At 72.0% G+C, this 25,417-nt stretch carries 25 protein-coding genes, 1 tRNA gene and 1 other RNA gene; 15 read left to right on the top strand and 12 right to left on the bottom strand.

The features are described from left to right. The first annotated feature begins 1 nt into the window (after window position 1). On the top strand, window positions 2-865 hold the full coding sequence (gene map / locus JOD46_RS10890; RefSeq protein ID WP_204394171.1) for a type I methionyl aminopeptidase: 864 nt from the start codon (window positions 2-4) through the stop codon (window positions 863-865). Between the two features lie 34 nt (window positions 866-899). Beyond that, a complete protein-coding gene (ppgK, locus tag JOD46_RS10885; protein ID WP_204394169.1) occupies window positions 900-1,655 on the top strand; it encodes a polyphosphate--glucose phosphotransferase in 756 nt (251 codons plus the stop codon). 25 nt (window positions 1,656-1,680) lie between these two features. Here the strand turns inward: ppgK and rnpB are convergent. The 4 genes from rnpB to JOD46_RS10865 form a co-directional block, all read right to left on the bottom strand. Then, an RNA gene (rnpB, locus tag JOD46_RS10880) (RNase P RNA component class A) lies at window positions 1,681-2,056 on the bottom strand. 49 nt (window positions 2,057-2,105) lie between these two features. After that, window positions 2,106-2,843, bottom strand: a complete 738-nt coding sequence (locus tag JOD46_RS10875; protein WP_204394167.1) for a zinc ribbon domain-containing protein — start codon at window positions 2,841-2,843, stop codon at window positions 2,106-2,108. A 34-nt stretch (window positions 2,844-2,877) separates the two neighbouring features. Continuing rightward, window positions 2,878-3,699 carry a Nif3-like dinuclear metal center hexameric protein gene (locus JOD46_RS10870; RefSeq protein WP_204394165.1) on the bottom strand — a complete coding sequence of 274 codons (822 nt, stop codon included), beginning with the start codon at window positions 3,697-3,699 and terminating at the stop codon, window positions 2,878-2,880. 55 nt (window positions 3,700-3,754) lie between these two features. Further along, window positions 3,755-3,827, bottom strand: a tRNA-Val gene (locus JOD46_RS10865). Window positions 3,828-3,911: 84 nt separating this feature from the next. Here JOD46_RS10865 and JOD46_RS10860 point away from each other — a divergent pair. After that, window positions 3,912-4,610: a hypothetical protein gene (locus JOD46_RS10860; protein ID WP_204394163.1), complete on the top strand. Its 699-nt coding sequence runs from the start codon at window positions 3,912-3,914 to the stop codon at window positions 4,608-4,610. A 7-nt stretch (window positions 4,611-4,617) separates the two neighbouring features. Here JOD46_RS10860 and JOD46_RS10855 read toward each other — a convergent pair whose 3' ends face one another. After that, window positions 4,618-5,076 carry a peroxiredoxin gene (locus JOD46_RS10855; RefSeq protein WP_204394161.1) on the bottom strand — a complete coding sequence of 153 codons (459 nt, stop codon included), beginning with the start codon at window positions 5,074-5,076 and terminating at the stop codon, window positions 4,618-4,620. A gap of 162 nt (window positions 5,077-5,238) precedes the next feature. Here JOD46_RS10855 and aceE point away from each other — a divergent pair, with 162 nt between their 5' ends. The 6 genes from aceE (at window position 5,239) to JOD46_RS10825 (ending at window position 12,859) form a co-directional block, all read left to right on the top strand. Continuing rightward, window positions 5,239-7,965 carry a pyruvate dehydrogenase (acetyl-transferring), homodimeric type gene (aceE, locus tag JOD46_RS10850; RefSeq protein ID WP_204394159.1) on the top strand — a complete coding sequence of 909 codons (2,727 nt, stop codon included), beginning with the start codon at window positions 5,239-5,241 and terminating at the stop codon, window positions 7,963-7,965. 14 nt (window positions 7,966-7,979) lie between these two features. Beyond that, window positions 7,980-9,194 (top strand): PucR family transcriptional regulator, encoded by a 1,215-nt coding sequence (locus JOD46_RS10845; protein ID WP_204394157.1) that lies wholly within the window; start codon window positions 7,980-7,982, stop codon window positions 9,192-9,194. Window positions 9,195-9,285: 91 nt separating this feature from the next. Next, on the top strand, window positions 9,286-10,206 hold the full coding sequence (locus JOD46_RS10840) for an ACP S-malonyltransferase (protein WP_204394155.1): 921 nt from the start codon (window positions 9,286-9,288) through the stop codon (window positions 10,204-10,206). A gap of 27 nt (window positions 10,207-10,233) precedes the next feature. Then, entirely contained in the window at window positions 10,234-11,238 is a 1,005-nt protein-coding gene (locus JOD46_RS10835; protein ID WP_204394153.1) for a beta-ketoacyl-ACP synthase III, read from the top strand. Between the two features lie 70 nt (window positions 11,239-11,308). Beyond that, a complete protein-coding gene (locus JOD46_RS10830) occupies window positions 11,309-11,557 on the top strand; it encodes an acyl carrier protein (RefSeq protein ID WP_092670197.1) in 249 nt (82 codons plus the stop codon). Between the two features lie 66 nt (window positions 11,558-11,623). Next, entirely contained in the window at window positions 11,624-12,859 is a 1,236-nt protein-coding gene (locus JOD46_RS10825) for a beta-ketoacyl-[acyl-carrier-protein] synthase family protein (RefSeq protein WP_204394151.1), read from the top strand. A gap of 157 nt (window positions 12,860-13,016) precedes the next feature. On the opposite strand, the gene JOD46_RS10820 is transcribed toward JOD46_RS10825, so the two are convergent. Then, window positions 13,017-13,496: a DUF3145 domain-containing protein gene (locus JOD46_RS10820; RefSeq protein ID WP_204396533.1), complete on the bottom strand. Its 480-nt coding sequence runs from the start codon at window positions 13,494-13,496 to the stop codon at window positions 13,017-13,019. Between the two features lie 234 nt (window positions 13,497-13,730). Between JOD46_RS10820 and JOD46_RS10815 the strand changes: the two genes are divergently transcribed. Then, entirely contained in the window at window positions 13,731-14,357 is a 627-nt protein-coding gene (locus tag JOD46_RS10815; protein ID WP_204394149.1) for a PadR family transcriptional regulator, read from the top strand. On the opposite strand, the gene JOD46_RS10810 is transcribed toward JOD46_RS10815, so the two are convergent. Then, a complete protein-coding gene (locus JOD46_RS10810; protein WP_204394147.1) occupies window positions 14,339-16,090 on the bottom strand; it encodes a bifunctional 3'-5' exonuclease/DNA polymerase in 1,752 nt (583 codons plus the stop codon). The genes JOD46_RS10815 and JOD46_RS10810 overlap by 19 nt on opposite strands. Window positions 16,091-16,216: 126 nt before the next feature. On the opposite strand from JOD46_RS10810, the gene JOD46_RS10805 reads away from it, so the two are divergent. The 3 genes from JOD46_RS10805 to JOD46_RS10795 all read left to right on the top strand — a co-directional run bounded on the left by JOD46_RS10805 (window position 16,217) and on the right by JOD46_RS10795 (window position 19,117). Next, on the top strand, window positions 16,217-16,981 hold the full coding sequence (locus JOD46_RS10805; protein ID WP_204394145.1) for a putative endonuclease domain-containing protein: 765 nt from the start codon (window positions 16,217-16,219) through the stop codon (window positions 16,979-16,981). 134 nt (window positions 16,982-17,115) lie between these two features. Then, window positions 17,116-17,592, top strand: a complete 477-nt coding sequence (locus JOD46_RS10800) for an NfeD family protein (protein ID WP_307835002.1) — start codon at window positions 17,116-17,118, stop codon at window positions 17,590-17,592. Between the two features lie 52 nt (window positions 17,593-17,644). Further along, a complete protein-coding gene (locus JOD46_RS10795; RefSeq protein ID WP_204394141.1) occupies window positions 17,645-19,117 on the top strand; it encodes a flotillin family protein in 1,473 nt (490 codons plus the stop codon). A 54-nt stretch (window positions 19,118-19,171) separates the two neighbouring features. Here the strand turns inward: JOD46_RS10795 and JOD46_RS10790 are convergent, their stop codons facing one another. The 5 genes from JOD46_RS10790 to JOD46_RS10770 form a co-directional block, all read right to left on the bottom strand. Beyond that, on the bottom strand, window positions 19,172-21,757 hold the full coding sequence (locus tag JOD46_RS10790; RefSeq protein ID WP_204394139.1) for a cation-translocating P-type ATPase: 2,586 nt from the start codon (window positions 21,755-21,757) through the stop codon (window positions 19,172-19,174). Window positions 21,758-21,916: 159 nt separating this feature from the next. Further along, complete coding sequence (locus JOD46_RS10785) at window positions 21,917-22,492, bottom strand: TetR/AcrR family transcriptional regulator (protein WP_204394137.1); 576 nt, start codon at window positions 22,490-22,492, stop codon at window positions 21,917-21,919. A 64-nt stretch (window positions 22,493-22,556) separates the two neighbouring features. Next, the gene (locus JOD46_RS10780) at window positions 22,557-22,910 is read right to left on the bottom strand and encodes a hypothetical protein (protein WP_204394135.1); all 354 of its coding nucleotides are present in this window, start codon (window positions 22,908-22,910) and stop codon (window positions 22,557-22,559) included. A gap of 51 nt (window positions 22,911-22,961) precedes the next feature. After that, a complete protein-coding gene (locus JOD46_RS10775) occupies window positions 22,962-23,231 on the bottom strand; it encodes a hypothetical protein (RefSeq protein WP_204394133.1) in 270 nt (89 codons plus the stop codon). Between the two features lie 87 nt (window positions 23,232-23,318). Continuing rightward, window positions 23,319-24,143, bottom strand: a complete 825-nt coding sequence (locus JOD46_RS10770; RefSeq protein ID WP_204394131.1) for an alpha/beta hydrolase — start codon at window positions 24,141-24,143, stop codon at window positions 23,319-23,321. Window positions 24,144-24,495: 352 nt separating this feature from the next. Here JOD46_RS10770 and JOD46_RS10765 point away from each other — a divergent pair, with 352 nt between their 5' ends. Further along, window positions 24,496-24,936 (top strand): YybH family protein, encoded by a 441-nt coding sequence (locus tag JOD46_RS10765; RefSeq protein ID WP_204394129.1) that lies wholly within the window; start codon window positions 24,496-24,498, stop codon window positions 24,934-24,936. Then, window positions 24,933-25,400 (top strand): putative antibiotic biosynthesis monooxygenase, encoded by a 468-nt coding sequence (locus JOD46_RS10760; RefSeq protein ID WP_204394127.1) that lies wholly within the window; start codon window positions 24,933-24,935, stop codon window positions 25,398-25,400. Before JOD46_RS10765 ends, JOD46_RS10760 begins: the two co-directional genes overlap by 4 nt. Window positions 25,401-25,417 lie beyond the last annotated feature (17 nt).

Raw genomic sequence — 25,417 nt, 5'->3', positions numbered from 1 at the left:
TATGCCCAAGGACCCCGCCGGCCGCCTGATCCCCGGCCGACTGTCGCCCACGCATGCCGTGCCCGCCGCGATCCCCCGGCCCGAGTACGTGGGCCGCGCCGCGCCGACGCCGAACACCGGCGGCGACCGCTACTCCCCCGACGAGGTCGAGCGCATCCGCGCCGCCGGGCGCGTCGCGGCCGGCGCGATCCAGGCGGCCGCGGAGGCGATCGGTCCCGGGGTCACGACCGACGAGCTCGATCGGATCGCGCACGAGTACGTGGTCGCGCACGGCGCCTACCCCTCGACACTCGGCTACCGCGGCTACCCGAAGTCCTCGTGCACGTCGGTGAACGAGGTCATCTGCCACGGCATCCCCGACGACACCGCGCTCGAGGAGGGCGACCTCGTCAACATCGACGTGACGGCGTACCTCGACGGGTTCCACGGCGACCTCAACCACACGTTCGTGGTCGGCGACGCGAGCGAGGAGGTGCGCCTGCTGGTCGAGCGCACGCGCGAGGCGCTCGCCCGCGGCATCCGCGCGGTCGCCCCCGGCCGGCAGGTCAACGTGATCGGACGCGCGATCGAGTCGTACGCGAGGCGGTTCGGGTACGGCGTCGTGCGCGAGTACACCGGGCACGGCGTCGGGCGCGCGTTCCACACGGGGCTCGTCATCCCCCACTACGACGACCCGAGCGCGACGACCGTGATCGAGCCCGGCATGGTCTTCACGATCGAGCCCATGCTCACGCTCGGCACGACCGAGTGGGAGGTCTGGGACGACGACTGGACGGTCGTCACGCGCGACCGGTCGCTGACCGCGCAGTTCGAGCACACGCTCGTGGTGACCGAGCGCGGCGCGGAGATCCTGACCCTGCCCTGAACGTCGGCCGAACGCGCCGCGATACAGTGTCGCCATGGCGACTGAGCGTGCGATCGGCATCGACATCGGCGGCACGGGCATCAAGGGCGCGGTCGTCGACCTCGGCACCGGCGAGCTGGTCACCGAGCGGATCAAGATCAAGACGCCGGCCGGCGGCCGCCCCGGCGACATCGTCGCGGCGACGGGGCAGCTGCTCTCGATCATCGCCGGCCAGGGCCACGCCTCGCTTCCGCTCGGGGTGTGCTTCCCCGCGATCGTGCGGCACGGACGCACCCTCTCGGCGGCGAACATCTCCGACGAGTGGATCGGGCTCGAGGCCGAGGCGCTGTTCGAGCGCGAGCTCGGCACGCCCATCCACTTCATCAACGACGCGGATGCCGCCGGCTACGCCGAGTCGCAGTTTGGCGCCGCGCGCGGCGAGCGGGGCCTCGCCATCCTGACGACTCTCGGCACCGGCATCGGCTCGGCGTTCGTCTACGACGGCGTGCTGGTGCCGAACAGCGAGCTCGGTCACCTCGAGATCGACGGCCACGACGCCGAGGATCGCGCCGCGTACTCGGCGATGGAGCGCGAGCAGCTCTCCTGGTCGCAGTGGGCCGAGCGACTGCAGCGCTACTACTCGCACGTCGAGTTCCTCTTCTCCCCCGACCTCTTCATCGTCGGCGGCGGCGTCTCGAAGCACCACGAGCAGTTCCTGCCCCTGCTCTCGCTCGACACGCCGATCGTGCCGGCGGCCTTCCGCAACAACGCGGGCCTGCTCGGCGCGGCGGCGCTGGCCGCGCGGTTCTAGCCGGTCGCGCCGGATCCGAGGAGTGCGAGCGGGCCGGCTGATACGCCGGGTTCTGTTCACCGGGCGCTTGCGCGACACCGGCTGGACGGCCATCTCTCTCGGAGCTGCGTTGCCGCAGCCCTCCAGCGGCCTACCCGGGAACGGGACGGGCCGCCCCATGGTTCCCTGTCTGGCCTTGCTCCGGACGAGGTTTGCCGAGCCGACCGCGTCGCCGCGGCCGCTGGTGGGCTCTTACCCCACCGTTTCACCCTTACCGCAGGCGAGCCTGCGGCGGTCTGCTTTCTGTGGCACTGTCTCGCGGGTCACCCCGGGTGGGCGTTACCCACCGTCCTGCCCTGCGGAGCCCGGACGTTCCTCGGCGCCCGATTCGCACCGGGCGACGCGGCCGTCTTGCCGACCCGCTCGCATTCCCAGCCTATCGCGCCGGGTCGGACGGGCGCTCGGACGGGCTCAGAGCCCCGACTCGTCGGTCCGGACGAGGATCCGGTCGCACTCGGGGCACTGCACGACCTCGTCGGGCGCGGCTCGCCGCACGGCCTCGAGGTCGGAGCCGGTGAGGGTGATGGTGCAGCCGCCGCAGGTGCGCTGGCTGAGGAGCGCCGCGCCCACGCCGCCGCCGCGCGCCCGCCGCTGCTCGTAGAACGCGAGGAGCGCCTCCGGCACGGTGGCGGCGATGGCGGTGCGATCGCGCTCGGCCCCGTCGCGCTCGGTGGCGAGGCCGCCCGCGGCCTCGTCGCGCTCCCCCTCGAGCCGCGCGACGTCGGCGGCGATGTCGGCGCGTTCGGCGTCGATCCCGGCGACGGTCGCCTCCGCGGCCTCGACCTTCTCCATGACGACGAGCTCGAGGTCCTCCAGGTCGGAGAGGCGCTTGCGCAGCGACACGAGCTCGGCTTCGAGGGCCGCCACGTCCTTCATCGACGAGGTGTGCGTGAGCCGCTCGCCATCGCGCGCGATGCGCTTCTCGACCACGTCGACGTCGGACTCGATGCGCCCGAGCTCGGTGCGCGCGTCCTCGAGCGCGCCCACGGCCTCGGCGCGGCGGCCGCGCACGCCCGTGTCGCGCTCGGCCAGTGCGGTCAGCTCGGCCGTCTGGGGCAGCGAACGGAGGCGGTGGGCGAGCTGCTGCAGGCGCGTGTCGATCGACTGGAGGCGCAGCAGCTGCTGCTGGTCGGCGGGGCTGGCCTTCACGTGGTGCTCCTCGGAGGGGTGGGGGCGGGACGGGTCACTGCAGGACCTGGAAGTCCCAGGGATCGGTGCGAAGGTCGCTCACGGCGACCTCGAGGTCGGGATGCGCCGCGCGCAGCTCGCCGGCCGCGGCATCCAGCCAGAGCCATTCGCTGGCCCAGTGCGACACGTCGATCAGTGCCGGGCCGCCGCCGAGCACGGCCTGTTCGCGTGCCTCCGACGCGGGGTGGTGGCGGAGGTCGGCGGTCACGTACACGTCGGCGCGCTGCACGGCGGGGTGCGAGAGGAGCGAGTCGCCGGCTCCGCCGCACACCGCGACGGTCGACACGGGGTCGTCGTAGCCGCCGGCGGCGCGCACGCCGCTCGCGGTCGGCGGCAGCACCTCGGCGAGGCGGCGCGCGAGACGGCCGAGGGTGGTCGGCTCGGGGAGGCGGCCGACCCGGCCGAGGCCGCGCGTGCCATCCGTCGCACCGGGCACGATCGGCGTCGCGTCGACGAGCCCGAGGCGGTCGGCGAGCACCGCGGACGTGCCGGTCTCGACCACGTCGGCGTTCGTGTGCGCCGCGATGAGCGCGCAGTCGGCGCGGATGAGGCGCGCGAGCAGCGCGCCCTTGTAGCGGTCCTCGGCGATCGAGGTCACACCGCGCAGCAGCAGCGGATGGTGTGCGATGAGCACGTCGGCGCCGGCCCCGACGGCCTCGTCGACCGTCGCGGCGACCGCGTCGACCGCCAGCGCGACCCGCGAGACCTCGCGGGCGGGATCGCCGGTCACGAGACCGGGAGCGTCCCACGGCTCGGCGCCGGACACCGGCCAGAGTCGCTCGACGGTCGCGAGCAGGTCGGCGAGGAGGACGGGCACCCGCCCAGCCTAGCGCCGGCGCGCACCGCGCCCGCCGGCGGGTCGCCCTCGGGGGTGGGCCCTGCCGGGCTCGAACCGACGACATCCACGGTGTAAGCGTGGCGCTCTACCAACTGAGCTAAAGGCCCTCGCCGCACGCGGCGCTCCCCCATCGTACGACGCGGCGCCGCGCCATCCGACGCCCCGGCCTCGTGCGTGCATAGACTCGCGCCATGGCGGTCGTCCAGCAGCATCCGAGCCGCACCACGGTGTCCGAGCACCGGTGGCCGGTGGTCGCGGCGCTGCTGCTGGCGCTCGGGCTCTACGCGGCGCTGCCGAACGAGTTCATCGGCGCCCAGCGCTTCGTCGTCGTCGGCACGGGCCTGGCCCTGCTCATTCCGCTCGTCATCGAGAACCCGCACCGCCTGACGCGGCAGTCGGCGTGGTCGCGGCGGCTCGCGATCGCGCTCGCCGTGCTGCTCGTCGTCGCGAACCAGCTCACGCTCGTCACGCTCGTCGTCAGCCTGCTCACGGTCGCGAAGGACGCGCCGGGCCTGCTGCAGGCCGCGCTCCAGGTGTGGGTCGCCAACGTGATCGGCTTCGCGACGCTGTACTGGGAGCTCGATCGCGGCGGGCCGGTACGACGCACGATGGACGCGCGGGCGACCCTGCCGCCCGCGGACTTCCGGTTCCCGCAGGACGAGGACGCGGACGCCGCGCCCGAAGTGGCCGCGAGGTCGGCGGCGCGGCAGGACTGGACGCCGCGCTTCGCGGACTACCTCTACACGTCGCTGTCGAACTCGATGGCGTTCAGCGCGACCGACGCCATGCCGCTCTCGTGGCGGGTGAAGCTGCTGATGGGGCTCCAGGCGTTCGGCGGATTCCTCATCCTCGCGCTCGTGATCGCGCGGTCCGTCAACATCCTGGCGTGAGCGTCGTTCAGAGCGTCGCCAGCGCCGCGCGGTAGGCCTCGATCGACCTCGCCTCGCCGGGGCCGGTGGCGAACGACGAGCGGATGACGCCGTCGACGCCGATCGCGAACGTGGCGCGGCGGGCGAACCCGGCCTCCTCGTCGAACGCGCCGTACGCGCGCGCCACGGCGCCGTGCGGCCAGAAGTCCGACAGCAGCGCCACGTCGACGCCCTCGGCCTCGCCCCACGCCCGCAGCGCGTACTTCGCGTCGACCGACGCCACGAGGAGCTCGGCGCCGGCGTCGGCGAACAGGCCCGCGTTCGCGTCGAGCTCGCGCAGCTCGCCGGTGCACGTTCGCGAGAACGCGAACGGGACGAACGCGAGCACGACGGGGCGGACGCCGCGTCGGTCGGCCAGCCGCTGCGGCGCGCCGAACCGGTCGGGCAGCTCGAAGCCGGGCGCGACGGCGCCGGGACCGAGGATCACGAGCGCTCCTCACGACCGGGGTCTGGACGCGCGCCAGCCTAGCCCGTCATGCACCGGCATAGAATCACTAGGATGGCGTGGTGCCTCCGACCGTGACCCGGTCGTTCCGCCGTGCGCACGCACGTTCCCGAAGGCACGATCTGCTGAAGAGAGAGGTCGAGTGTGACTGTCAACGACCAGGACCCGTACTCGGTCGAGGCGATGGACTCCGATCCCGAGGAGACCACCGAGTGGGCCGAGTCCCTCGACGCCCTCGTCGCCGAGAAGGGCCACCAGCGCGGGCGTGAGATCATGCTCAGCCTGCTCAAGCGCTCCAAGGAGCTGCACCTGGGCGTGCCGATGGTGCCGACCACGGACTACCTGAACACGATCGCCCCCGAGAACGAGCCCGAGTTCCCCGGCGACGAGGAGATCGAGCGTCGCTACCGCGCGTGGATCCGCTGGAACGCGGCCATGCTCGTGCACCGTTCGCAGCGGCCCGGCATCGCCGTGGGCGGCCACATCTCGACCTACGCGTCGTCGGCGGCGCTCTACGAGGTCGGCTTCAACCACTTCTTCCGTGGCCAGGACCACCCCGGCGGCGGCGACCAGATCTTCATCCAGGGCCACGCCTCCCCCGGCACGTACGCCCGCGCCTTCCTCGAGGGCCGGCTCTCGGCCGACCAGCTCGACGGCTTCCGCCAGGAGAAGTCGCACGCCCCGAACGGGCTCTCGTCCTACCCGCACCCGCGGCTCATGCCGGAGTTCTGGCAGTTCCCGACCGTCTCGATGGGCCTCGGGCCGATCAACGCGATCTACCAGGCGCAGCTGAACAAGTACCTCACCAACCGCGGCATCAAGGACGCGTCCGACCAGCACGTCTGGGCGTTCCTCGGCGACGGCGAGATGGACGAGGTCGAGAGCCGCGGCCAGCTCCAGGTCGCCGCGAACGAGGGACTCGACAACCTCACGTTCGTCATCAACGCGAACCTGCAGCGCCTCGACGGCCCCGTCCGCGGCAACGGCAAGATCATCCAGGAGCTCGAGAGCTTCTTCCGCGGCGCCGGCTGGAACGTCATCAAGGTCATCTGGGGCCGCGAGTGGGACGACCTGCTCGCGCGCGACCACGACGGCGCGCTGCGCAACCTCATGAACGTCACGCCCGACGGCGACTACCAGACGTACAAGGCCGAGTCGGGCGCGTACGTGCGCGAGAACTTCTTCGGCCGCGACCCGCGCGCGCTCGAGCTCGTGAAGGACCTCACCGACGACCAGGTGTGGGGCCTCAAGCGCGGCGGCCACGACTACCGCAAGGTGTACGCGGCGTTCAAGGCGGCCGTGGAGCACAAGGGCCAGCCGACCGTCATCATCGCGAAGACCATCAAGGGCTACGGCCTCGGCCCGGCGTTCGAGGGCCGCAACGCGACCCACCAGATGAAGAAGATGACGCTCGACAACCTGAAGACCTTCAGGGACACGATGCGCATCCCGATCTCCGACGCGCAGCTCGAGGAGAACCCGTACCTCCCGCCGTACTACCACCCCGGCGAGCAGGATGAGGCGATCCAGTACCTGCACGAGCGCCGTCGCGAGCTCGGCGGCTACCTGCCCGAGCGTCGCACGAACCACACGGCGATCTCGCTGCCCGACGACTCGGCCTACGCGATCGCGAAGAAGGGCTCGGGCACGCAGGAGGTCGCCACCACCATGGCGTTCGTCCGCCTGCTGAAGGACCTCATGCGCTCGAAGGACTTCGGCAACCGCATCGTGCCGATCATCCCCGACGAGGCGCGCACGTTCGGCATGGACGCGTTCTTCCCGAACGCGAAGATCTACAACCCGAACGGCCAGCACTACACCTCGGTCGACCGCGAGCTGCTGCTGGCGTACAAGGAGAGCCCGCAGGGCCAGATCGTGCACGTCGGCATCAACGAGGCCGGCGCGCTCGCCGCGTTCACGGCGGTCGGCACGTCGTACTCGACGCAGGGCGAGCCGCTCATCCCGATCTACGTCTTCTACTCGATGTTCGGGTTCCAGCGCACGGGCGACGCGATCTGGGCGGCCGGCGACCAGATGACGCGCGGGTTCATGATCGGCGCGACCGCGGGCCGCACCACGCTGACCGGCGAGGGCCTGCAGCACGCCGACGGGCACTCGCCGCTGCTCGCGGCGACGAACCCGGCGGTCGTCTCGTACGACCCTGCGTACGGCTACGAGATCGGCCACATCGTCCGCTCCGGCCTCGACCGGATGTACGGCGGCGCCCACCCCGACCCCAACGTCATGTACTACCTCACGGTGTACAACGAGCCGCTCGTGCAGCCGGCCGAACCCGAGAGCGTCGACGTCGAGGGCATCGTGCGCGGCATCCACCGCGTCTCCGAGGGCTGGGGCGACGGACCCCGCGCGCAGCTGCTCGCCTCGGGCGTGGCGGTGCCGTGGATCATCGAGGCCCAGCACCTACTCGGGCAGGACTGGGGCGTGGCGGCCGACGTCTGGTCGGTCACGAGCTGGTCCGAGCTCACGCGCGACGGCCTCGCCGCCGACCAGCACAACTTCCTGCACCCGGAAGCGGAGCGCCGCGTGCCGTACCTCACGCAGAAGCTCGCCGACGCACGCGGACCGTTCGTGGCCGTGTCCGACTACATGCACGCCGTGCAGGAGCAGATCCGTCCCTACGTGCCCGGGCAGTACGCCACCCTCGGTGCCGACGGGTTCGGCTTCTCCGACACCCGCCCGGCGGCTCGCCGGTACTTCAAGATCGACGGCCCGTCGGTCGTGGTGCGCACGCTCCAGATGCTCGCCGAGCGCGGCGAGGTCGATCCCTCGCTGCCGGCTCGTGCGATCGAGAAGTACCGCCTCCACGACGTCAACGCGGGCACGACCGGCACCGCCGGCGGCGAGAGCTAGCGGGCGAAGCGACGGTGGCGACGAAGCCCAGGACCAAGGCGGAGACCCTCGCGTGGTTGCGCACCATCTCGGGTGAGCTCTCCACGCAGACGCTCAAGCGTCTGGAGGACACCCTGCCCTGGTACGGCGAGATGCCGCCGAGCCGGCGCTCCGCCGTGGGCCTCGTCGCCCAGGCCGGCATCACCTCGTTCATCGCGTGGTTCGACGACCCGAGGTCCACGCCGTGGATCGCGGCCGACGTGTTCGGCGCGGCGCCGCGCGAGCTCCTCCGCTCGGTGAGCCTGCAGCAGACGCTGCAGCTGATCCGCGTGACCGTCGAGGTCGTCGAGGAACGCGTGAAGGACGGCGGCGAGCCCCTGCGCGAGGCGATCCTGCTGTATTCGCGCGAGATCGCGTTCGCCGCCGCCGACGTCTACGCCCGGGCGGCGGAGGCGCGCGGGCTGTGGGATGCGCGCCTCGAGGCCCTCGTCGTCGACTCGATCCTCTCGGGCGAGTACGACGACGAGCTGCCGAGTCGCATCGCCGCGCTGGGATGGCACGGCCACGGCGAGGTCGCGGTGCTCGTGGGCACCGCGCCCAAGCTGTTCGACGTCGACCAGGTGCGTCGTGCGGCCCGGCACATGCAGGCCGACGTCCTCGTGGGCGTACAGGGCAACCGGCTCGTCGTGGTGATCGGCCGGGCCGATCCGCGCGGACGCGAGACCGAGGAGGCCGTCGGGACCGCGCCGGCGCTCACCTTCATGGAGATCGCGACGCAGCTCGAGCCCCACTTCGGCGCCGGCCACCTGGTGCTCGGCCACGAGGTGGCCAACCTCGTGGATGCCGGCAAGAGCGCCAAGGCGGCCCTGGCGGGCTTCGCCGTGGCGCGATCGTGGCGGCACGCCCCCAGGCCCGTGCACGCCGACGACCTGCTGCCCGAGCGCGCGCTCGCGGGCGATCCGCTCGCGCGGGCGACGCTCGTGCACCGCATCTACCGCCCGCTGCAGGCACACTCGACCGAGCTGCTCACCACGCTCTGGAGCTACCTCGACAACGGCCGCTCGCTCGAGGCGACGGCGCGCGAGCTCTTCGTGCACCCGAACACCGTGCGGTACCGCCTGAAGCGGGTCTCCGACGTGATCGGGTGGGATGCCACGGGCGCCCGCGAGGCGCTCATCCTCCAGTCGGCGCTGATCATCGGGTCGATGAGCGATCACGAGGCGACTCCGCGTCGCCGGCCCGCGAACTGACCATCGGTATGTGCCGTCGAGACAACGACTCGATCGAGACCTTGTCGCGAGTGCACACACGCGGCCCCTGCGGGATTGGCAGACTGGAGCGGTGATCGTCGTCGTCTGCCCTGGACAGGGCTCCCAGACCCCCGGTTTCCTCGCTCCCTGGCTCGCCGAGCCGTCGTTCGGCGACCGCCTCGCGGCGCTCTCCGACGCCGCGGGCCTCGACCTCGCGCTGCACGGCACCGAGAGCGACGCCGACACGATCCGCGACACCGCGATCGCCCAGCCGCTCATCGTCGCGGCGGGCATCCTGACCTTCGGCGCGCTGGCGGCCGGCGGGCGCGACGAGCGGCTCGGCGGCGTGGCCGGCCACTCGGTCGGCGAGATCACGGCCGCTGCCGCCACCGGCGTCCTGGGCGAGGCCGATGCGATGCGCTTCGTCGCCGCGCGGGGTCGCGCGATGGCGGATGCCGCGGCCCTCGAGCCGACCGGCATGAGCGCCGTCATCGGCGCCGACGAGGCCGACCTCCTCGCGCGCCTCGAGGTGCTCGGCCTCGAGCCCGCCAACTTCAACGGCGGCGGCCAGGTCGTCGTCGCGGGTGCGCTCGACGCGCTCGAGCAGCTGAAGGCCGAACCGCCCGCCGGGTCGCGGGTCATCCCGCTCCAGGTGGCCGGCGCCTTCCACACGCGCTACATGCAGCCGGCACGAGACCGGCTGGCCGAGGTCGCGGCGTCGCTCGACGTGTCCGACCCGGGCGTCACGCTCTGGACCAACCGCGACGGCTCGCAGGTGACCTCGGGATCGCGGTTCGTCGAGCTGCTCGTCGGCCAGGTCGCCTCCCCCGTCCGCTGGGACCGCTGCATGGACTCCTTCGCCGACGCCGGCGTGACGGGGCTCATCGAGCTCGCGCCGGCCGGCGCGCTCGTCGGCCTGGCCAAGCGCGCGCTGAAGGGCGTCCCGACCGTGGCCGTCAAGACGCCCGACGACCTCCCCGCCGCGATCGAGCTGATCGAGCAGTCCGCCTAGCCACCCCCACTCCCGACGAGAGAACGAATGACGCACCCCACGCTGACCCAGTCGCACGGTCCCGCCTTCACCCGCCTCTACTCGGTGGGCGCCGCCCGCGGCGAGCACGCCGTGCCGAATGACGACCTGGTCGGCCCGATCGACTCGTCCGACGAGTGGATCCGGCAGCGCACCGGGATCATCACGCGCGTGCGTGCGGGCGCCGACGTGCTCGCGGTCGACCTCGCGACCGATGCCGGGCGCGAGGCGATCGAGCGCTCCGGGATCCCCGCCGAGCAGATCGACCTGGTCATCGTCGCGACGATCTCGAACGTGCAGCAGACGCCCTCGATCGCCGCGGTCGTCGCCGACCGCGTGGGAGCCAACCCGGCCGCCGCCTACGACATGAACGCCGCGTGCGCCGGCTACGCCTACGCGGTCGCGCAGGCCGACGCGCTGATCCGCGCCGGTGCCGCGCACTACGCGCTGGTCATCGGCGCCGAGAAGCTCTCCGATGTCGTCGACCCCACCGACCGCACGATCTCGTTCCTGCTCGGCGACGGCGCGGGCGCGGTCGTGGTCGGGCCGAGCGAGGAGCCCGGCATCGGGGCGACCGTGTGGGGGTCCGACGGCTCGAAGGCCGGCGCCGTGGGCATGAACCACACGCTGACCGAGTTCCGCGACGGCGAGGCGCCGTGGCCGACGCTCCGCCAGGAGGGCCAGACGGTCTTCCGCTGGGCCGTGTGGGACATGGCCAAGGTCGCGAAGCAGGCGCTGGATGCCGCGGGCATCACCGCCGACGACCTCGCCGCGTTCCTCCCGCACCAGGCGAACATGCGCATCATCGACGAGTTCGCCAAGCAGCTGAAGCTGCCCGAGTCGGTCGTGATCGGCCGCGACATCGCGACGACCGGCAACACCTCGGCGGCCTCCATACCGCTCGCGATGCACCGACTGCTCGAGGAGCACCCCGAGCTCTCCGGGGGCCTCGCCCTCCAGATCGGCTTCGGCGCCGGACTCGTGTTCGGCGCCCAAGTGGTGGCTCTGCCCTGAGCCGCCGACCACCGTCCATCTAGACTGTGTCTCGGTCATACGACGAGACACCCCTGCAAGGAGAAGAACCATGGCATTGTCCCGCGACGAAGTGCTTGCCGGCCTGGCCGAGCTGATCAACGACGAGACCGGCATCGCGACCGACACGGTCGAGGCGGACAAGTCGTTCACCGACGACCTCGACATCGACTCCATCTCGATGATGACGATCGTCGTCAACGCCGAGGAGAAGTTCGACGTCAAGATCCCCGACGAGGAGGTCAAGAACCTCAAGACCGTCGGCGACGCCGTCGACTTCATCGTCAACGCCCAGGCCTAGGCGACGAACGGACGGGTCGGCGGAAGCCGGCCCGTCCGCCGTCCCGCCCCCACGGAGTGATTTCGTATGACCAAGAAGATCGTGATCACGGGCATCGGTGCCACCACGCCCATCGGCGGCACCGCTCGTGACAGTTGGAAGGCCCTGCTCGCCGGCGAGTCCGGCGCGCGCTCGCTCGAGCACGAGTGGGTGGCGAAGTACGAGCTGCCCGTGACGTTCGCCGCGACGGCGAAGGTCCCAGCGGCCGACGTGCTCGAACGGCACGAGGTGAAGCGCCTCGACCCGTCGAGTCAGTTCGCCCTGATCGCCGGCCGCGAGGCGTGGGCCGACGCGGGCGCGCCCGAGGTCGCGCCCGAGCGGCTCGCCATCGACTGGGCGACCGGCATCGGCGGCGTGTGGACGCTGCTCGACGCGTGGGACACCCTGCGCGAGCGCGGTCCGCGACGCGTGCTGCCCATGACCGTGCCGATGCTCATGCCGAACGGCCCGGGCGCCGCGGTGGGCATGGACCTGCACGCCCGCGCCGGCATCCGCACCGTGGTCTCGGCGTGCGCCTCGAGCACCGAGTCGCTCGTGAACGGCTGGAAGCACCTGCAGGACGGACTGGCCGACGTCGTCATCGCGGGCGGCTCCGAGTCGGCCATCCACCCCATCACCATCGCCTCGTTCAACTCGATGCAGGCGCTCTCCAAGCGCAACGACGACCCGGCGGTCGCCTCGCGGCCCTACGACATCGCGCGCGACGGCTTCGTCATGGGCGAGGGCGGCGCGGCGCTCGTGCTCGAGACCGAGGAGCACGCCAAGGCGCGCGGCGTCCGTATCTACGCCGAACTGCTCGGCGGCGCGATCACGAGCGACGCGTACCACATCACCGCGCCCGACCCCGAGGGCTCGGCCGCCGCGCGCGCGATGAAGTCGGCGATCGAGGATGCGGGCGCGAGCCTCACCGACGTCGCTCACGTCAACGCGCACGCCACGAGCACGCCGGTCGGCGACATCGCCGAGTACAACGCCCTGCGTCGCGTCTTCGGCGACCACCTCGAGTCGATCGCGGTGACCGCGACCAAGGCGTCGACCGGGCACCTGCTCGGCGGCGCCGGCGCGATCGAGGCGATCTTCACGGTGCTCGCGCTCCACGAGCGCACCGCTCCCCCGACGATCAACCTCACCGAGCAGGATCCCGAGATCCCGCTCGACGTCGTCACCTCGCCGCGCGCGCTCGGCGACGGCGAGCTCATCGCCATCAGCAACTCGTTCGGGTTCGGCGGGCACAACGCCGTCGCCGCGTTCCGCAGCGTGTGACGTGCAGCGGATGCCGCGGCATCCGCTCGGATTCATGCATCGGGCCCCGGTCGCCTCACGGCGCCGGGGCCCGCTGCGTCGCCGCCGCCGGTGACGGTCGTGCGCTGCCGGGACCGAGTCGACCGACCAACGCGTCGCGCCATGGGGCGGCGGGGCCTCATCCCACCCGGTGCAGCCACACCACCGGGGCGAAGTCGCTCGCGTGCCGGAACGGCTCGAGCTCGTCATCCCAGGCCTGCCCGAGGGCGAGGCGGAGCTCGCGGTGCAGCTCGCCCGCGTCGAACGCGGCGATCTCCATCGCGTAGCGGATGCGGTCCTCGGGCACGACGAGGTTGCCGGCCGAGTCGGTCTGCGCGTAGAAGACGCCGAGCTCAGGCGTGTGCATCCAGCGCGCCCCGTCGCTGCCGGGCCCCGGGTCCTCGCTCACCTCGAAGCGCAGCTGCTCCCAGCCGCGCAGGGCCGAGGCGATGCGCGCACCGGTGCCGGGTTCGCCGACCCACGAGTACTCGGCGCGGAGGGTGCCGGGCAGCACGGGCTGCTCGACCCAGTCGAAGTTCACGGGCGCGCCGATCGCTCGCCCTGCCGCCCATTCGACATGCGGGCAGAGCGCCCGCTGCGACGAATGCACGAACAGCATCCCCCGCGCGGCGCGTGCGGCCCGCGTGACCTGCTCCGCCATCTCCTGCTCCGTTCCTCCTGAGGTGCGTCTTCCCCTACGACCTCGGGAACGGGCGGCTCGGCGCGAGCGCGGATATTCGATTGGCGACGACGAATCGTCAGGTCGAGTATGCCCGGGTTCCCGCGGCCTGACAAGGGCCTGACGGTAAACTGTTCACCGGGTGAGTGATTGCCCGAGGGCGAAGGAGACCGGATGGCCGTGCGCGATGCCCTGCTCGTCCTGCTCCTCGACGGGCCGGCGTACGGCTTCCAGCTGCACGGCGGGCTGGCCGCGCGAACCGGCGGGCGGCGCGACATCAACGTCGGACAGACCTACGCCACGCTCGACCGCCTCGCGAGGCAGCGACTCGTCGAGCGGGCCGGCACCACCGATGACGGGCTGCCGCTGCATCGCCTCACTGCCGCGGGGCGCGAGGCGGCCGCGGCGTGGCTCGCGGGTGCGGATGCCGCGGGCGCCGACGCCTGGCATGAGACCCTCGACCGCGTGATGCTGGCCGCGTCGCTGCCGTCGATCGACGCGTCACCGGTCATCGGCGGCGAACGCGAACGCTGGGGCGCGCGACGCGCCGACGCGGTCCGTCGCGCGAACCGCGCGGCTGCGGCATCCGGGCCGGGTGCTCCCCGCGCGTCGGGCCCGGAGGCCCTGGCCGCGCTCGCCGCGACGGCCGACATCGCCCAAGCCGACGCGGCGATCGCGTGGCTCGACGGGGCGAGCCGGGCGGATGACGCGGGACTCGCATTCGCCCCGAGCACGGACCGCCCGCGGCGCGGCCGTCGCCCGTCGCAGCCGCCGTCGCAGCCTCAGTCGATCGACGCGTAGCTCCCCGTCGCGACGAGGTCGAGCGGGAACTCGACCGGCGCGTCGCCGAACAGCATGCGGCCGGCGTCCTCCGCCGCCTCGCGCACCGCCTCGGCGACCTCGCCCGCGAGCTCCTCGGGGGTGTGCACGATGAGCTCGTCGTGCAGGAAGTACACCAGGTGCGGGATGCGTGCGAACACGGGCCCGGAGCCCGCCGCCGCGCGCGAAGGCGAGCGAGGGGCGAGGTCGGCCAATCGGTTCCGCACGCCCGCGAGCCAGCACAGGGCCCACTCCGCCGCCGTGCCCTGCACGACGAAATTGCGCGTGAAGCGGCCCCAGTCGCGCGCCGCCGATCGCGCCCGTCGCTCGTCGGCGTCGGTGGCATCGGGCTGGGTCGCCCGCGCCTGCAGCTCGTGCCATCGCGCGGGCGGCAGCGGCGAGGAACGCCCGAGGAGGGTCGTGACCGCCCGCCCGGCCTCACCGTCGCGCGCGGCGCGGTCGACGAGGCCCATCGCCTGCGGGTAGGCGCGCGCGAGCCGTGGCACGAGGCGGCCGCTGTCACCGGTCGTCGCGCCGTACATCGCGCCGAGCAGGGCGACCTTCGCCTCGTCGCGCGTGGCGACGACACCGGCGTCGACGATCGCGCGGTACATGTCGCGGCCGCGGCCAGCGGCGGCCATCGCCGGGTCGCGGGCGAGGGCGGCGAGCACGCGCGGCTCGAGCTGCGCGGCGTCGGCGACCACGAGCATCCAGCCGTCGTCGGCCGCGACCGCTGCGCGGACGGCCTTCGGCAGCTGGAGCGCGCCGCCGCCGGCGGTCGCCCATCGCCCCGTCGCGGTGCCGCCGGCCACGTACTCGGAGCGGAACCGGCCGTCGACGATCCACTCGTCGAGCCAGCCCCACCCGTTCGCGGAGAGCAGCCGCGCGAGGCGTTTGTATGCGATGAGCGGCGCGATCGCGGGATGGTCGTGCTCGCGAAGCTCCCACCGTGCCGTCGAATCGACCGCGATGCCCGCGCTGCGGAGCGCGCGCAGCAGGTCGGCCTGCGAGTCGAGGTTGAGCAGTGGAGCCTCGAGCGCCAGCCGGACGACTTCGGCGAGCTCCTCCATCCGGACGGGCTTGCGGCCCGGGGTGGGACGTGGACCGAGCGCCTCGGCCAGCACGCGCTCGTGCACCCGGCGATCCCAGGGCAGTCCCGCGGCGTGCAGCTCGGCGGCGATGAGCGCGCCGGCAGATTCCGCGGCGAGCAGCAGCCGCAGCGCGCCCGGCCGCGACGATGCGGCGACGAGCGCCAGCTGCCGGTCGTGCTCGGCCGCCACTTCCTCGGCGCGCGGTGCGGAACCGGCTGACACGTCGCCCACGGGGTCGGCCTCGAGGTCGAACAGCGCGGGCCCGCGCTGGACCGCGGATGGCACGGGGCCGCTCGCACTGGGGACCATCGCCTCGGCGGGCCCCTGTGGCAGCCACGCGGGTCTGGTCGTGGCGGGGGTACTCGCCTCGCCGACGAACGTGGACGCGGCGAGGATCGCGCCGCACAGGCGCAGGTCGTGGCATCGCGCGACGCGCACCCCCGCCGCGAGCAGCTCGGGCGCCCACTCCCCCGTGTCGCGCCAGACCCAGCGCGGCTTCACCTCGACCTCGAGCCGGGCGACCTCGGCCGGCAACGCCGCGCGATCGACCTCGAGCCGGAGGTCGCCGTCGGGGTCGACGAGTTCCACGCGCCCCGCGCGCGTCGACGCGACCGCGATCCGCACGAGACGATTCTGCCGCGGGCCGGTGACATCGCGCGGCGCCCGCGGTCGGCGCGGGCCGCAGGCCGGCTGCGAGGCGAGTGTCGGCGGCGTCCGTCACGATGTCGGCATGCGAGACGATGGGGCGACATGGTCGCGGTGAGGTTCCGATGCGGACACGGGGCCGCGCCCGACGACCCGTCGGCAGTCGGCATCCGCCGCGCCTGCCCGCTCTGCATGCTGCTCGACGAGACGCAGCGCACCAGGGCTGAGCTGCTGGGCCGCGTCGCGCCCGCGCAGCGCCGCCCGCTCATGGCCGAGACGCGCGTCGGCGCCGAGTACGAGTGGCAGTGCCGCCGCGGCCACGACCGCTACCGCGCGACGGTCATCGACGTGCTGACCGGCACGGGGTGCGCGAAGTGCCGTGCGAACGCCGCCGGCGCCGGGGCCGCGGCGCGCGAGGCCGGCATGCCGTTCATGAAGCCGGGCCTGCGCGTCGGCACCTCGATGACCGAGCAACGGCTCCGCGCCCTGCTCGGCGAGCGGATCCGGCTGCACCATCGCGCGAACGCGGTGCGCACGGCGCGCATGTTCTACGGCCGCCAGGAGGTGTGGCCCGACATCCTCGTCGCCGAGCTGCGCGTGGCCATCGAGTACGACGACCCGGGTCGTTCGGGGCGGGCGCACCGGGGCCTGAAGGAGGGCTCCGACGTCGAGAAGGATGCCGTGCTGCGCGAGGTCGGCTGGGAAGTCATCCGCATCCGCGCGGGCGGACTCGAACCGCTCGGCCCCTACAGCGTGGTATGTCGCACGGTGAACGCACAGGTCGTCGACGAGGTCGTGCGGCTGCTGGGCGTGATCCGGGGCGAGGCGGCCGTGGCACGCCTGCGGATCGGCGGCGCGGTCGCCTCCTGAGCGACTGAGCGTCGCCGCCGGAGCATTTCCTCCGGATGGGGACCGCTCCCTCTGGTGGCGCGGGATGCGGCGCCACTAGGGTGAGTCCGTCCCCGCCGCTCGGGCGGGGACCTTCGTGTGCAGAGAGGCCCCGCGTGCTCCTCCCCTTCCTGGTCGTCGGAGGCCTCGGCCTCCTCCTGCTCGTGGTCTCGCTCGTCATCGGCGACGTGCTCGACCACTTCGAGATGGGCGACGGCCTGGTCTCCGGCACGGCGCTCGGCATCGGGTTGACGGTCTTCGGCGCGGCCGGCGCGCTCACGGTCGGCGCGGGGCTCGACCTCGTCTGGGCGTACGTCGCGGCGATCGTGCTCGCCGCCGCGGCGTACGTGGCGTCGGTGCTGTTCGTCCGCTCCCTCGCGCGGAGCTCCGACGGCGTGCCCGCGTCCGCGATCGGGCTCACCGGTGTCGCGACCGCCTCGATCTCGTCGTCAGGCGGCGAGGTCAGCCTCGACGGCCCCGGCGAGCTCGAGCGCCGGCTGGCCTGGGCCGACGCCCCGATCGCCGAAGGCTCACGCGTGCGCGTGATCGAGCACGCCGGCAGCCGGGTCAAGGTCGTCGCCGACCACGCCTGACCCGCTCGACCACTGCACCCTCCCCCGCCCCGACCCGAACCGGAAGGACCCCATGACCGACCCCGCACTCATCCAGATCGGCGCGATCGTCGCGATCGCCGTCGCATTCCTCGGCTTGCTTGGCTTCATCGCCGGACGCATCCGGCGCGTGCCGCCGAACGAGGCGCTCATCATCGTCGGCCGCGGCGCCGGCCGCGCCCCCGCCGAGATCGGCACCGGCCAGCGCGTCGTCATCGGCGGCCGCACGTTCGTGTGGCCGGTCCTGCAGCAGGGCTTCCCGATCTCGCTCGAGCAGCGCCAGATCGGCATCACGGTCGAGGGCGTCGACAAGCACCGCATCAAGATCGCGATCAAGGCCTCGATCAACTTCAAGGTGAGCGGCACCGAGGAGGGCGTGCGACGCGCCGCCCAGCGCTTCCTCTCGCAGCAGGACCTGCTGACCGAGATCATCAAGGAGTCGCTCGAGGGCTCGCTGCGCTCGATCGTCGGCGACATGACCATCGAGCAGATCATCTCCGATCGCAAATCGCTCTCCGACCGCGTGGTCGCCGAGACCAAGGCTGACCTGGCCGAGCAGGGCCTGCAGGTCGACCTGCTCAACATCAGCGACATCTCCACGCCGGGCAGCGACTACCTCGCGAACCTCGGGCGCGCCGAGGCCGCCCGTGCCCGTCAGGTCGCGGAGGTCAGCGAGGCCGAGGCGGCGCGGGCGAGCGAGTTCGCCCGCATCGAGGCTGCCGAGCAGATCGCCGAGCGCCAGAAGGCGCTGAGCCTGAAGCAGGCGGCGATCAAGGCCGAGACCGACCGCGCGAACGCCGAGGCCGAGGCATCCGGCATGCTCGCGAAGGCCGAGCAGGACAAGCTCGTCGCGGTGCAGGAGCGCGACGCGCTCTCGGAGCAGGCGCTCGTAACGCAGGAGCGGCTCGACATCGAAATCCGCAAGCCCGCCGAGGCGGAGGCGTACGCCGAGGTGCAGCGCGCGAACGCCCAGCGCGACGCCGCGAACGCGGCCACCGAGGCCGACGCCTACAAGCGCACCAAGATCGCCGAGGCGAACAAGGTCGCGGCCGTGCAGGATGCCGAGGCGGCCGCCACGAGCGTGCGCGTCGCCGGTGAGGCCGAGCGCGACCGCCAGGTCGCCCTCGCCGCCGGTATCCGCGCCGAGGGCGAGGCCCGCGCGGCCGCCGTCCAGGCCGAGGGCATCGCCGAGGCGGCCGCGACCGACGCCAAGGCCGAGGCGCTCAAGAAGTACGGCGAGGCGGCGCTCGCGCAGGAGATCATCTCGCGCCTGCCCGAGATCGTGCGTGCGGCCGCCGAGCCGATCTCGAACATCGACACGCTCACGGTGGTCTCGACCGACGGCGCGAGCGCGGTGACGAAGACGGTGGGCCAGGTGCTCGGCGAAGGCACCGAGGTCGTGAAGTCCCTGACCGGCCTCGACGTCGGCTCGATCCTCGCGGGACTCGCCGGCGGGCGCATCGTGGCGGCGCACGAGACCGCGCGCGTATCGGCGCAGGCGGACTGAGCCGTCGAGGGCGGATGTCGCGGCGACGATCATGCCGTCGCGACATCCGCCCCGTCACGGACCGCGAGGCGTCGCGGCGGCCGGGCGCGACACGACCTTGACGACCTCGAACCAGGCGGCACCGCCGACCCCGGCGGCGAGGGCGACCACCCAATCCCGCACGTCGAGCGCTCCCAGGCCGAACGCGTCGCGGAACGCCGGGACGAGCAGCAGCAGCGCGAGCAGGGCGGTCGCACCGAGGAGGATCCACTTCAGCGTGGGGTTGCGTCGCTCGCGGAACGTGCGCCAGACGGGCAGCCGCCACGAGCGGTTGACCAGGATCAGCGCGAGGTTCCCGAACACGAGCGTCGCGAACGTGACCGACCGCACGGCCTCGTCTGGCCGATCGCCGAGCAGCGCCCACACGTAGACCGCCAGCACGGCGACGAGCATCGACACGCCCTGCGCCACGGCGATGGCGAGCAGGCGCCGTCCGAACATGGGCTCGGCGAGGCCGCGGGGCGGCTGCTCCATGATGCCCGGGTCGGCCTCCTCGGCCTCGAACACCACCGAGCACGCGGGGTCGATGATCAGCTCGAGGAACGCGATGAGCGCCGGAAGCAGCACCAGCGGCCACTCCGCCACGAACACCGGGATCAGCGACATCCCGACGATCGGCACGTGCACGGCGATGATGTACGCCATCGCCTTCCGCAGGTTCTCGAAGATGGCACGACCCTTGCGGATCCCGCCGGCGATCGACGAGACGTCGTCGTCCGTGATGACGAGCGCGGCGGATTCGCGGGCGACATCCGTGCCCCGCGCACCCATCGCGATGCCGATGTCTGCTGCGCGCAGCGCCGGGGCGTCGTTGACGCCGTCGCCGGTCATCCCGACGACCTCGCCGTCCGACTGCAACGCGCGGACGAGCCGCAGCTTCTGGTCGGGCACCATGCGGGCGAAGACGCTGACGTCGCGGATGCGCCGGGCCAGGTCCTCGTCGCGCAGCTCGGTCAGCTCGGGTCCCGTGATCACCCCGCCCGCGAGGTCGAGGCCGATCTCCCGCGCGATCGCGATGGCCGTGCCGGGGTAGTCGCCGGTGATCATGACGGTGCGCACGCCGGCCCGGCGCAGCTCGGCGACCGCCTCCGCGGCGCCGGGACGCACGGGGTCGTGGAGGCCGGCCAGCCCCACGAACTCGAAGTCGAACTCGTGCTGCTCGGTCGGCAGCGCCTCGGCGCGGCCGATGCTCGCCCGTGCGACCCCGAGCACGCGCAGGCCCGCGGAGGTCGCGGCGTCCACCTCCCGGCGAAGCGCGGCCGTGCGATCGGCATCGAAGTGGCACAGGTCGGCGATCGCCTCGGGCGCTCCCTTCGCCGCGACGACCTGATCGGCGCCGTCGGGCGACCGCCAGACGTGGGCGAGCGCCAGCAGCTGCTCGGAGAGCGGGTACTCGCGCACGAGCTCCCATCCGGGATGCAGGTGCTCGGTTCCCGCCAGCGCACGGCTGCCGAGTGCCGTGAACGCCGTGTCCATCGGGTCGAACGGATCGACCGGCGAGGCGAGCACCGCGTATTCGGCGACTTCGTGGAACTCCTCCGGGAGCGGCACCCCGGGCTCCACCACGTGGGTCCGCCCGCCGACCGTGAACTCCCGCACCGTCATCCGGTTCAGGGTGAGCGTGCCGGTCTTGTCGACGCACACGACGGTCGCCGAGCCGAGGGTCTCCACGACCGGCGGACGGCGCGTGAGCACGTGGCGCTGCGACATCCGCCACGCACCGAGCGCCAGGAAGACCGTGAGCACGACCGGGAACTCCTCGGGGAGCATCGCCATGGCCGTGGCGATCCCCGCGAGGACGCCCTCGAGCCACACCCCACGGGTCAGGCCGTAGATGACGGCGACCGCCGCAGCCGCGAGCAGGCCCAGGACGGCGATGATCCGCACGAGGCGACCGATCTCGCGCTGGAGGGGCGTCGGCCCCTCCTCGATGGTGCGCAACGCCGTGCCGATGCGACCGAGCTCGGTGTCGGATCCGGTTCCCATGACCAGCGCGACGCCGCGACCCTTCACGACCAGCGTTCCCGAGAACACCCACGGGGTGGCGTCGCCGTCCGGCGGCCCCATCGTCGCCGCGCCGGGCTGCCCCTCGACGCGTCGCTTGCGCACGGGCACCGCCTCGCCCGTGAGCGCCGACTCGTCGGCCGAGAGGCTCGCGGCCTCGGCGAGCACGGCATCGGCCGGAACGCGGTCGCCCTCGACGAGCAGCACGACGTCGCCGCGCACCACCTCGCGACCGGGGATGCGCAGTTGCCGCCCGTCGCGGACGACGAGGGCGCGCGGCGACGAGAGGTTGCGCAGGGCCGCGAGCGCGTTCTCGGTCTTGTGCTCCTGGTACACCGAGATGGCGATCACGACCACCACGAACGACATCAGGATGGCGCCGTCGAGCGGCTCGGCCAAGGCGAAGTTCACGGTGCCGGCCACCAGGAGGAGCAGGATCATGGGCTGCCGGATCACGGCCCACGCCTGCTGCAGGAGCGTGCGCGGCTTCGCCGTCGGCAGCTCGTTCGGGCCGTCCTGCGCGAGTCGACGAGCGGCCTCGTCGGTGGTGAGGCCCCGGAGCTCCGAGGTCGGCGCGGTGTCGTCGGTCGAGTTCACGACACCTCCCCGGATCTCAGCGTCGCGTCCGTCTCGGATCGGCGTTGAGGTCGAGGCTGTGGACGGTCGACGACTGCGGCATCACCATCGCACGGATCGGCGGCCGGCAGGGAGGGTCGAAAGTCGGAGCAGTCCGCGCGCGCCGAAGGTCGGCTCGGGTCACGCGAGCACGCCGTCGACCAGCAGGCGGTACACGTCCTCGGCGACGGCGCGATGGTCGGCCCCGTGCGTCACGAGCTGCATCCCCGCGGCGAGGGTGCCCTGGACGAGCACGGCAGCGCGCTCCGGTTCGCGCACGCCGCACTCGCCGAGCACAGCCACCACGGGCCGGAGCAGCGCGTCGTGCATCTGCATGAGGTCCTCATAGCGACTCGGGTGCAGGTCGGCGTCGCGCAGCGCGCCGGCGATCCCGTGTCGGCCGTCGGCGGTCATCGCCATGGTCGCCTCGACGAGGGCACGCAGCCTCGGCGCCCCGGCCTCGGCGTTCGCGAGCGCCTCCTCGATCTCGGCATCCCACTCCGTGATCGCGTCGATCGCGATGGCGACGAGCAGGTCGTCCTTGGTTCCGAAGTAGTCGTAGAAGCTCGAGCGAGCGAGGCCGGCGCGCTCGGTCACCGCCCGGGGTGAGACCCCCGCGAGTCCCTCCGCGACCAGGATGGCCCCGGCGGCGCGCACGAGCGCCGCGCGCTGCGCTGCCCGATGCTCGGCCACGGTCGGTGCGGTGATCTTCGGCATCCGGCAATTATCCTCGGCCGCGCCGCCCGTGCGCAGTCGCCGCGTGCGAGACGCGGCGGCGCGCTCATCGCCAGACGGTGGCGAGCAGCACGTTCAGCACCGTGAGCCCGCCGATCGTCGGCAGGACCCACGAGGCGACGGCGTCCTTCTTGCGGTTCACCAGGGCGATCACGATGATCGCGACGAGGACCACGAGCTTGACGGTGACCTTCGCGTTGTTCACCTCGTGGCCCAGCGGGTACTGGAGTCCGACCAGCAGGATGCCCGTCGCCAGCATCGTCCAGGCTCCGTGCATCATCGCGGTGAGGATGCGCCCCTTGCCCTGCCGCATCGCGCCCAGCTGGTACAGCACACCGCCGAGCAGTGCGGCGACGCCGATGATGTGGATGGCGAGGATGACGTTCTTCAGGATCTCCATGATCCCAACTTACCGACACCCTGTCGGTTAACCGAATCGGCCGAGGCCGACCTACCAGACGGTCCCGCCGCCGGCGGAGATGCCGCCCCACGTCAGCGCGATGAAGATCGCGGCGAACACGACGGGCGCGATCCCCGTGCCGTTGCGCGCGAGCCCCTTGAGCAGCGCGATCACAGTGAGGATCGCGGCGACGATGGAGAGGCCGCCGCCGAGGATCAGCCCGATGAAGAGCGGGATGGGCATGAGCACGAGGCCGGCCAGCGCGACCCAGAAGGCGGCCCAGGCGGTGGGATTGGAACGGCGCTCGACGGAGGAGGACATGCGTCCAGTATCCCGGGTCGACCGACGATCACCTCGGAGGCGGGCTCCCGAATTCGACCTCTGGGGCGGACGGGAGGCAAGGGCTGACTAGGCGGTGGGTGCCGGGCTCGTCGCGTCGAGTCGCTTCGAAACGAGCCACTCGAGGGTCACGTCGGCGACATCCCGCCAGCCGCTGTCCATGGTGAGCGAGTGCCCGCGTCCCTCGAACTCGTGGTACTCGGTGACGGATGCGGGGTTGTTGGCGTACATCCCGAGCACCTCGAGGGTCACAGCCTTCGGCACGGTGTGATCCTTGGTCCCGGAAGCAAGCAGCAGAGGACCGCGAACTGCGGTCAGGGTGTCGACCTCAACCGGCGAATTGCGTGTGAAATTGGCCGTGGCATCCTCGAAGAGAGGGCGACCCGGGCCTGGAATGGTCCATGCCGCATGGAGGGCGTCGGATTCCTCTTGCGAGATCGCATTGCCGAAGCTGTATCGGAACTGCTTCGCGGTCAAGGAGACCGTGCGCTTCCTGTTCTTCGGGTTGCCGAGTACTGGGAAACCCGAGCGCAACTGGGAGAACGGCAGCGTCTTCACGCCTTTGATCGGTGCCGGATCGATTGCCACTGCGGCGATGGCGAGGTCGTTGGCGAGCAGTTCTTGGGCGATGAGGCCGCCGAAGGAGTGCCCGATGACGATCGGCTTCGCATCGAGCGTTTCGATGTAGTCGGCATAGTGGTGGCAGATCTGCTCGATTCCGACGTCGTCGAGGTGCTCGGCGTTCGCGCGCGTGGCCTCCACGGTGTCGGCGTCTCCCGGCCAGCCGGGCGCGACCGGTGCGTAGCCGTTCGCGTCGAACAGCTCGAGCCACGGCGCCCAGGCGGTTGAGTGGATCCACAAGCCGTGAATGAAAACGACCGGTGTCTTCGGCATGATGCGACTCCTTGAACTCCTTGGTGGGGATGGCGTGACCGGACGCTGTCGCTGCGGTCACGGGGTCCGTTCCCAAACTGCCGCGAGGCGTCGTCGACTGCTTCAGCAGGATGACCCAACGTGTGACTGTTCTTCGAAGTGAGGGCCGTTGCGGCCACACCATTCCGGCGGCCGGCCCCGGGTCCGCCTCTGAGGAAGCGTTCGGGAATCGGCATCACCGGCTCCTCGGAACTCGAGCTGTTCCGTTGACCGGGGAATGCCGATGCTCCGGGTCTGCGAACGCTCAGTCATCCGACTGAAGTCGCCGGGATCCCCGTCGTCCTACGCTGCCCTCGAAGGATTGGAGCAGACCATGACCACGATGACCGCAGCACCTGCAGACCTTCAGGAGTTCCTCGTCGATCTGCACGGAAGACTCGAGGGCCACGCCACACGCAGCGAGACGGAAGCCTTCCTCCGGCTGTGGTCGCATTCCCCGGATGCCTCGATCATGGCGGCCGTCGGAGGCCACCACATCGGATACGAGCAGGTCGCGAACCTGCTGATGTGGGTTTCAGCACAGGTGACATTCGACACCTACGTTCCCCACATGCTCATCGTCCAAGCGCACGGGGACCTCGCCTTCAGCGTCGAGCTCGAGGAGTACACCAACCGGGCCGCCGAGCAGCAGATGACGCTGCGGGCAACTCAGGTGTACCGCCGCGAGGAGGGGGCCTGGAGGATCCTGCACCGGCACGCCGAGGAGCTCACCCCCGTCGCCGACCTCTCTGGTCGAAGGTTCGTCGGGCGATGAAAGGGCGAGAGCTCGGCGACGCCGCCCGCGCGTCGACTCGGTCGACGTTGACCATTCGTCGGAGAGCGCATCCGGGACGAGCGCGGGAATGTGACGCCGAGTTCGCCGAGCTTCTCAGCGAGGCTGCCGCCATCCCGGGCTGGGTCGACGCCAGTGTGCTCGCGAACGATGCCGCTCCAGTCGAGTACGAGGTCCGACTGCATTTCAGCAGCTGCGCTTCTCCCGTCCACCCTCCGCCCAGGTACAAACTGGCGCTGTTGACGTGGCTCGGCATCTTTCCGCTGATCACCGTGATCCTCGCGATCGCCGGACCGCTTATCCAGGATCTCCATGTCATCGTGCGGTCGTTGATACTGACGGCGTGTGTGGTCCCGCTCATGACGTGGCTGGTGATGCCCTTCCTCACGTGGGCCGCAGCGACGTGGCTGAACGCCCAATCCGGCGGGCGATCCCCAACTGCGTAGCGGAGGTGCTACCCGCT

Origin of the sequence: Agromyces aurantiacus (assembly GCF_016907355.1) — a bacterium.
Lineage (GTDB): Bacteria > Actinomycetota > Actinomycetes > Actinomycetales > Microbacteriaceae > Agromyces > Agromyces aurantiacus.
The sequence above is the reverse complement of the archived record's forward strand: the minus strand, read 5'-3'. Positions and strand labels throughout refer to the sequence as shown.

What these genes read in the sequence shown, in the direction of transcription:
- map (WP_204394171.1), top strand. Translation starts at nt 2, where the DNA reads ATGCCCAAGGACCCCGCCGGCCGCCTGATCCCCGGCCGACTGTCGCCC.
- JOD46_RS10765 (WP_204394129.1), top strand. Translation starts at nt 24,496, where the DNA reads ATGACCACGATGACCGCAGCACCTGCAGACCTTCAGGAGTTCCTCGTC.
- JOD46_RS10760 (WP_204394127.1), top strand. Translation starts at nt 24,933, where the DNA reads ATGAAAGGGCGAGAGCTCGGCGACGCCGCCCGCGCGTCGACTCGGTCG.
- JOD46_RS10785 (WP_204394137.1), bottom strand. Translation starts at nt 22,492, where the DNA reads ATGCCGAAGATCACCGCACCGACCGTGGCCGAGCATCGGGCAGCGCAG.
- JOD46_RS10825 (WP_204394151.1), top strand. Translation starts at nt 11,624, where the DNA reads ATGACCAAGAAGATCGTGATCACGGGCATCGGTGCCACCACGCCCATC.
- JOD46_RS10860 (WP_204394163.1), top strand. Translation starts at nt 3,912, where the DNA reads ATGGCGGTCGTCCAGCAGCATCCGAGCCGCACCACGGTGTCCGAGCAC.
- JOD46_RS10830 (WP_092670197.1), top strand. Translation starts at nt 11,309, where the DNA reads ATGGCATTGTCCCGCGACGAAGTGCTTGCCGGCCTGGCCGAGCTGATC.
- JOD46_RS10795 (WP_204394141.1), top strand. Translation starts at nt 17,645, where the DNA reads ATGACCGACCCCGCACTCATCCAGATCGGCGCGATCGTCGCGATCGCC.
- JOD46_RS10805 (WP_204394145.1), top strand. Translation starts at nt 16,217, where the DNA reads ATGGTCGCGGTGAGGTTCCGATGCGGACACGGGGCCGCGCCCGACGAC.
- JOD46_RS10780 (WP_204394135.1), bottom strand. Translation starts at nt 22,910, where the DNA reads ATGGAGATCCTGAAGAACGTCATCCTCGCCATCCACATCATCGGCGTC.
- ppgK (WP_204394169.1), top strand. Translation starts at nt 900, where the DNA reads ATGGCGACTGAGCGTGCGATCGGCATCGACATCGGCGGCACGGGCATC.
- JOD46_RS10835 (WP_204394153.1), top strand. Translation starts at nt 10,234, where the DNA reads ATGACGCACCCCACGCTGACCCAGTCGCACGGTCCCGCCTTCACCCGC.
- JOD46_RS10820 (WP_204396533.1), bottom strand. Translation starts at nt 13,496, where the DNA reads ATGCTGTTCGTGCATTCGTCGCAGCGGGCGCTCTGCCCGCATGTCGAA.
- JOD46_RS10775 (WP_204394133.1), bottom strand. Translation starts at nt 23,231, where the DNA reads ATGTCCTCCTCCGTCGAGCGCCGTTCCAATCCCACCGCCTGGGCCGCC.
- JOD46_RS10815 (WP_204394149.1), top strand. Translation starts at nt 13,731, where the DNA reads ATGGCCGTGCGCGATGCCCTGCTCGTCCTGCTCCTCGACGGGCCGGCG.
- JOD46_RS10770 (WP_204394131.1), bottom strand. Translation starts at nt 24,143, where the DNA reads ATGCCGAAGACACCGGTCGTTTTCATTCACGGCTTGTGGATCCACTCA.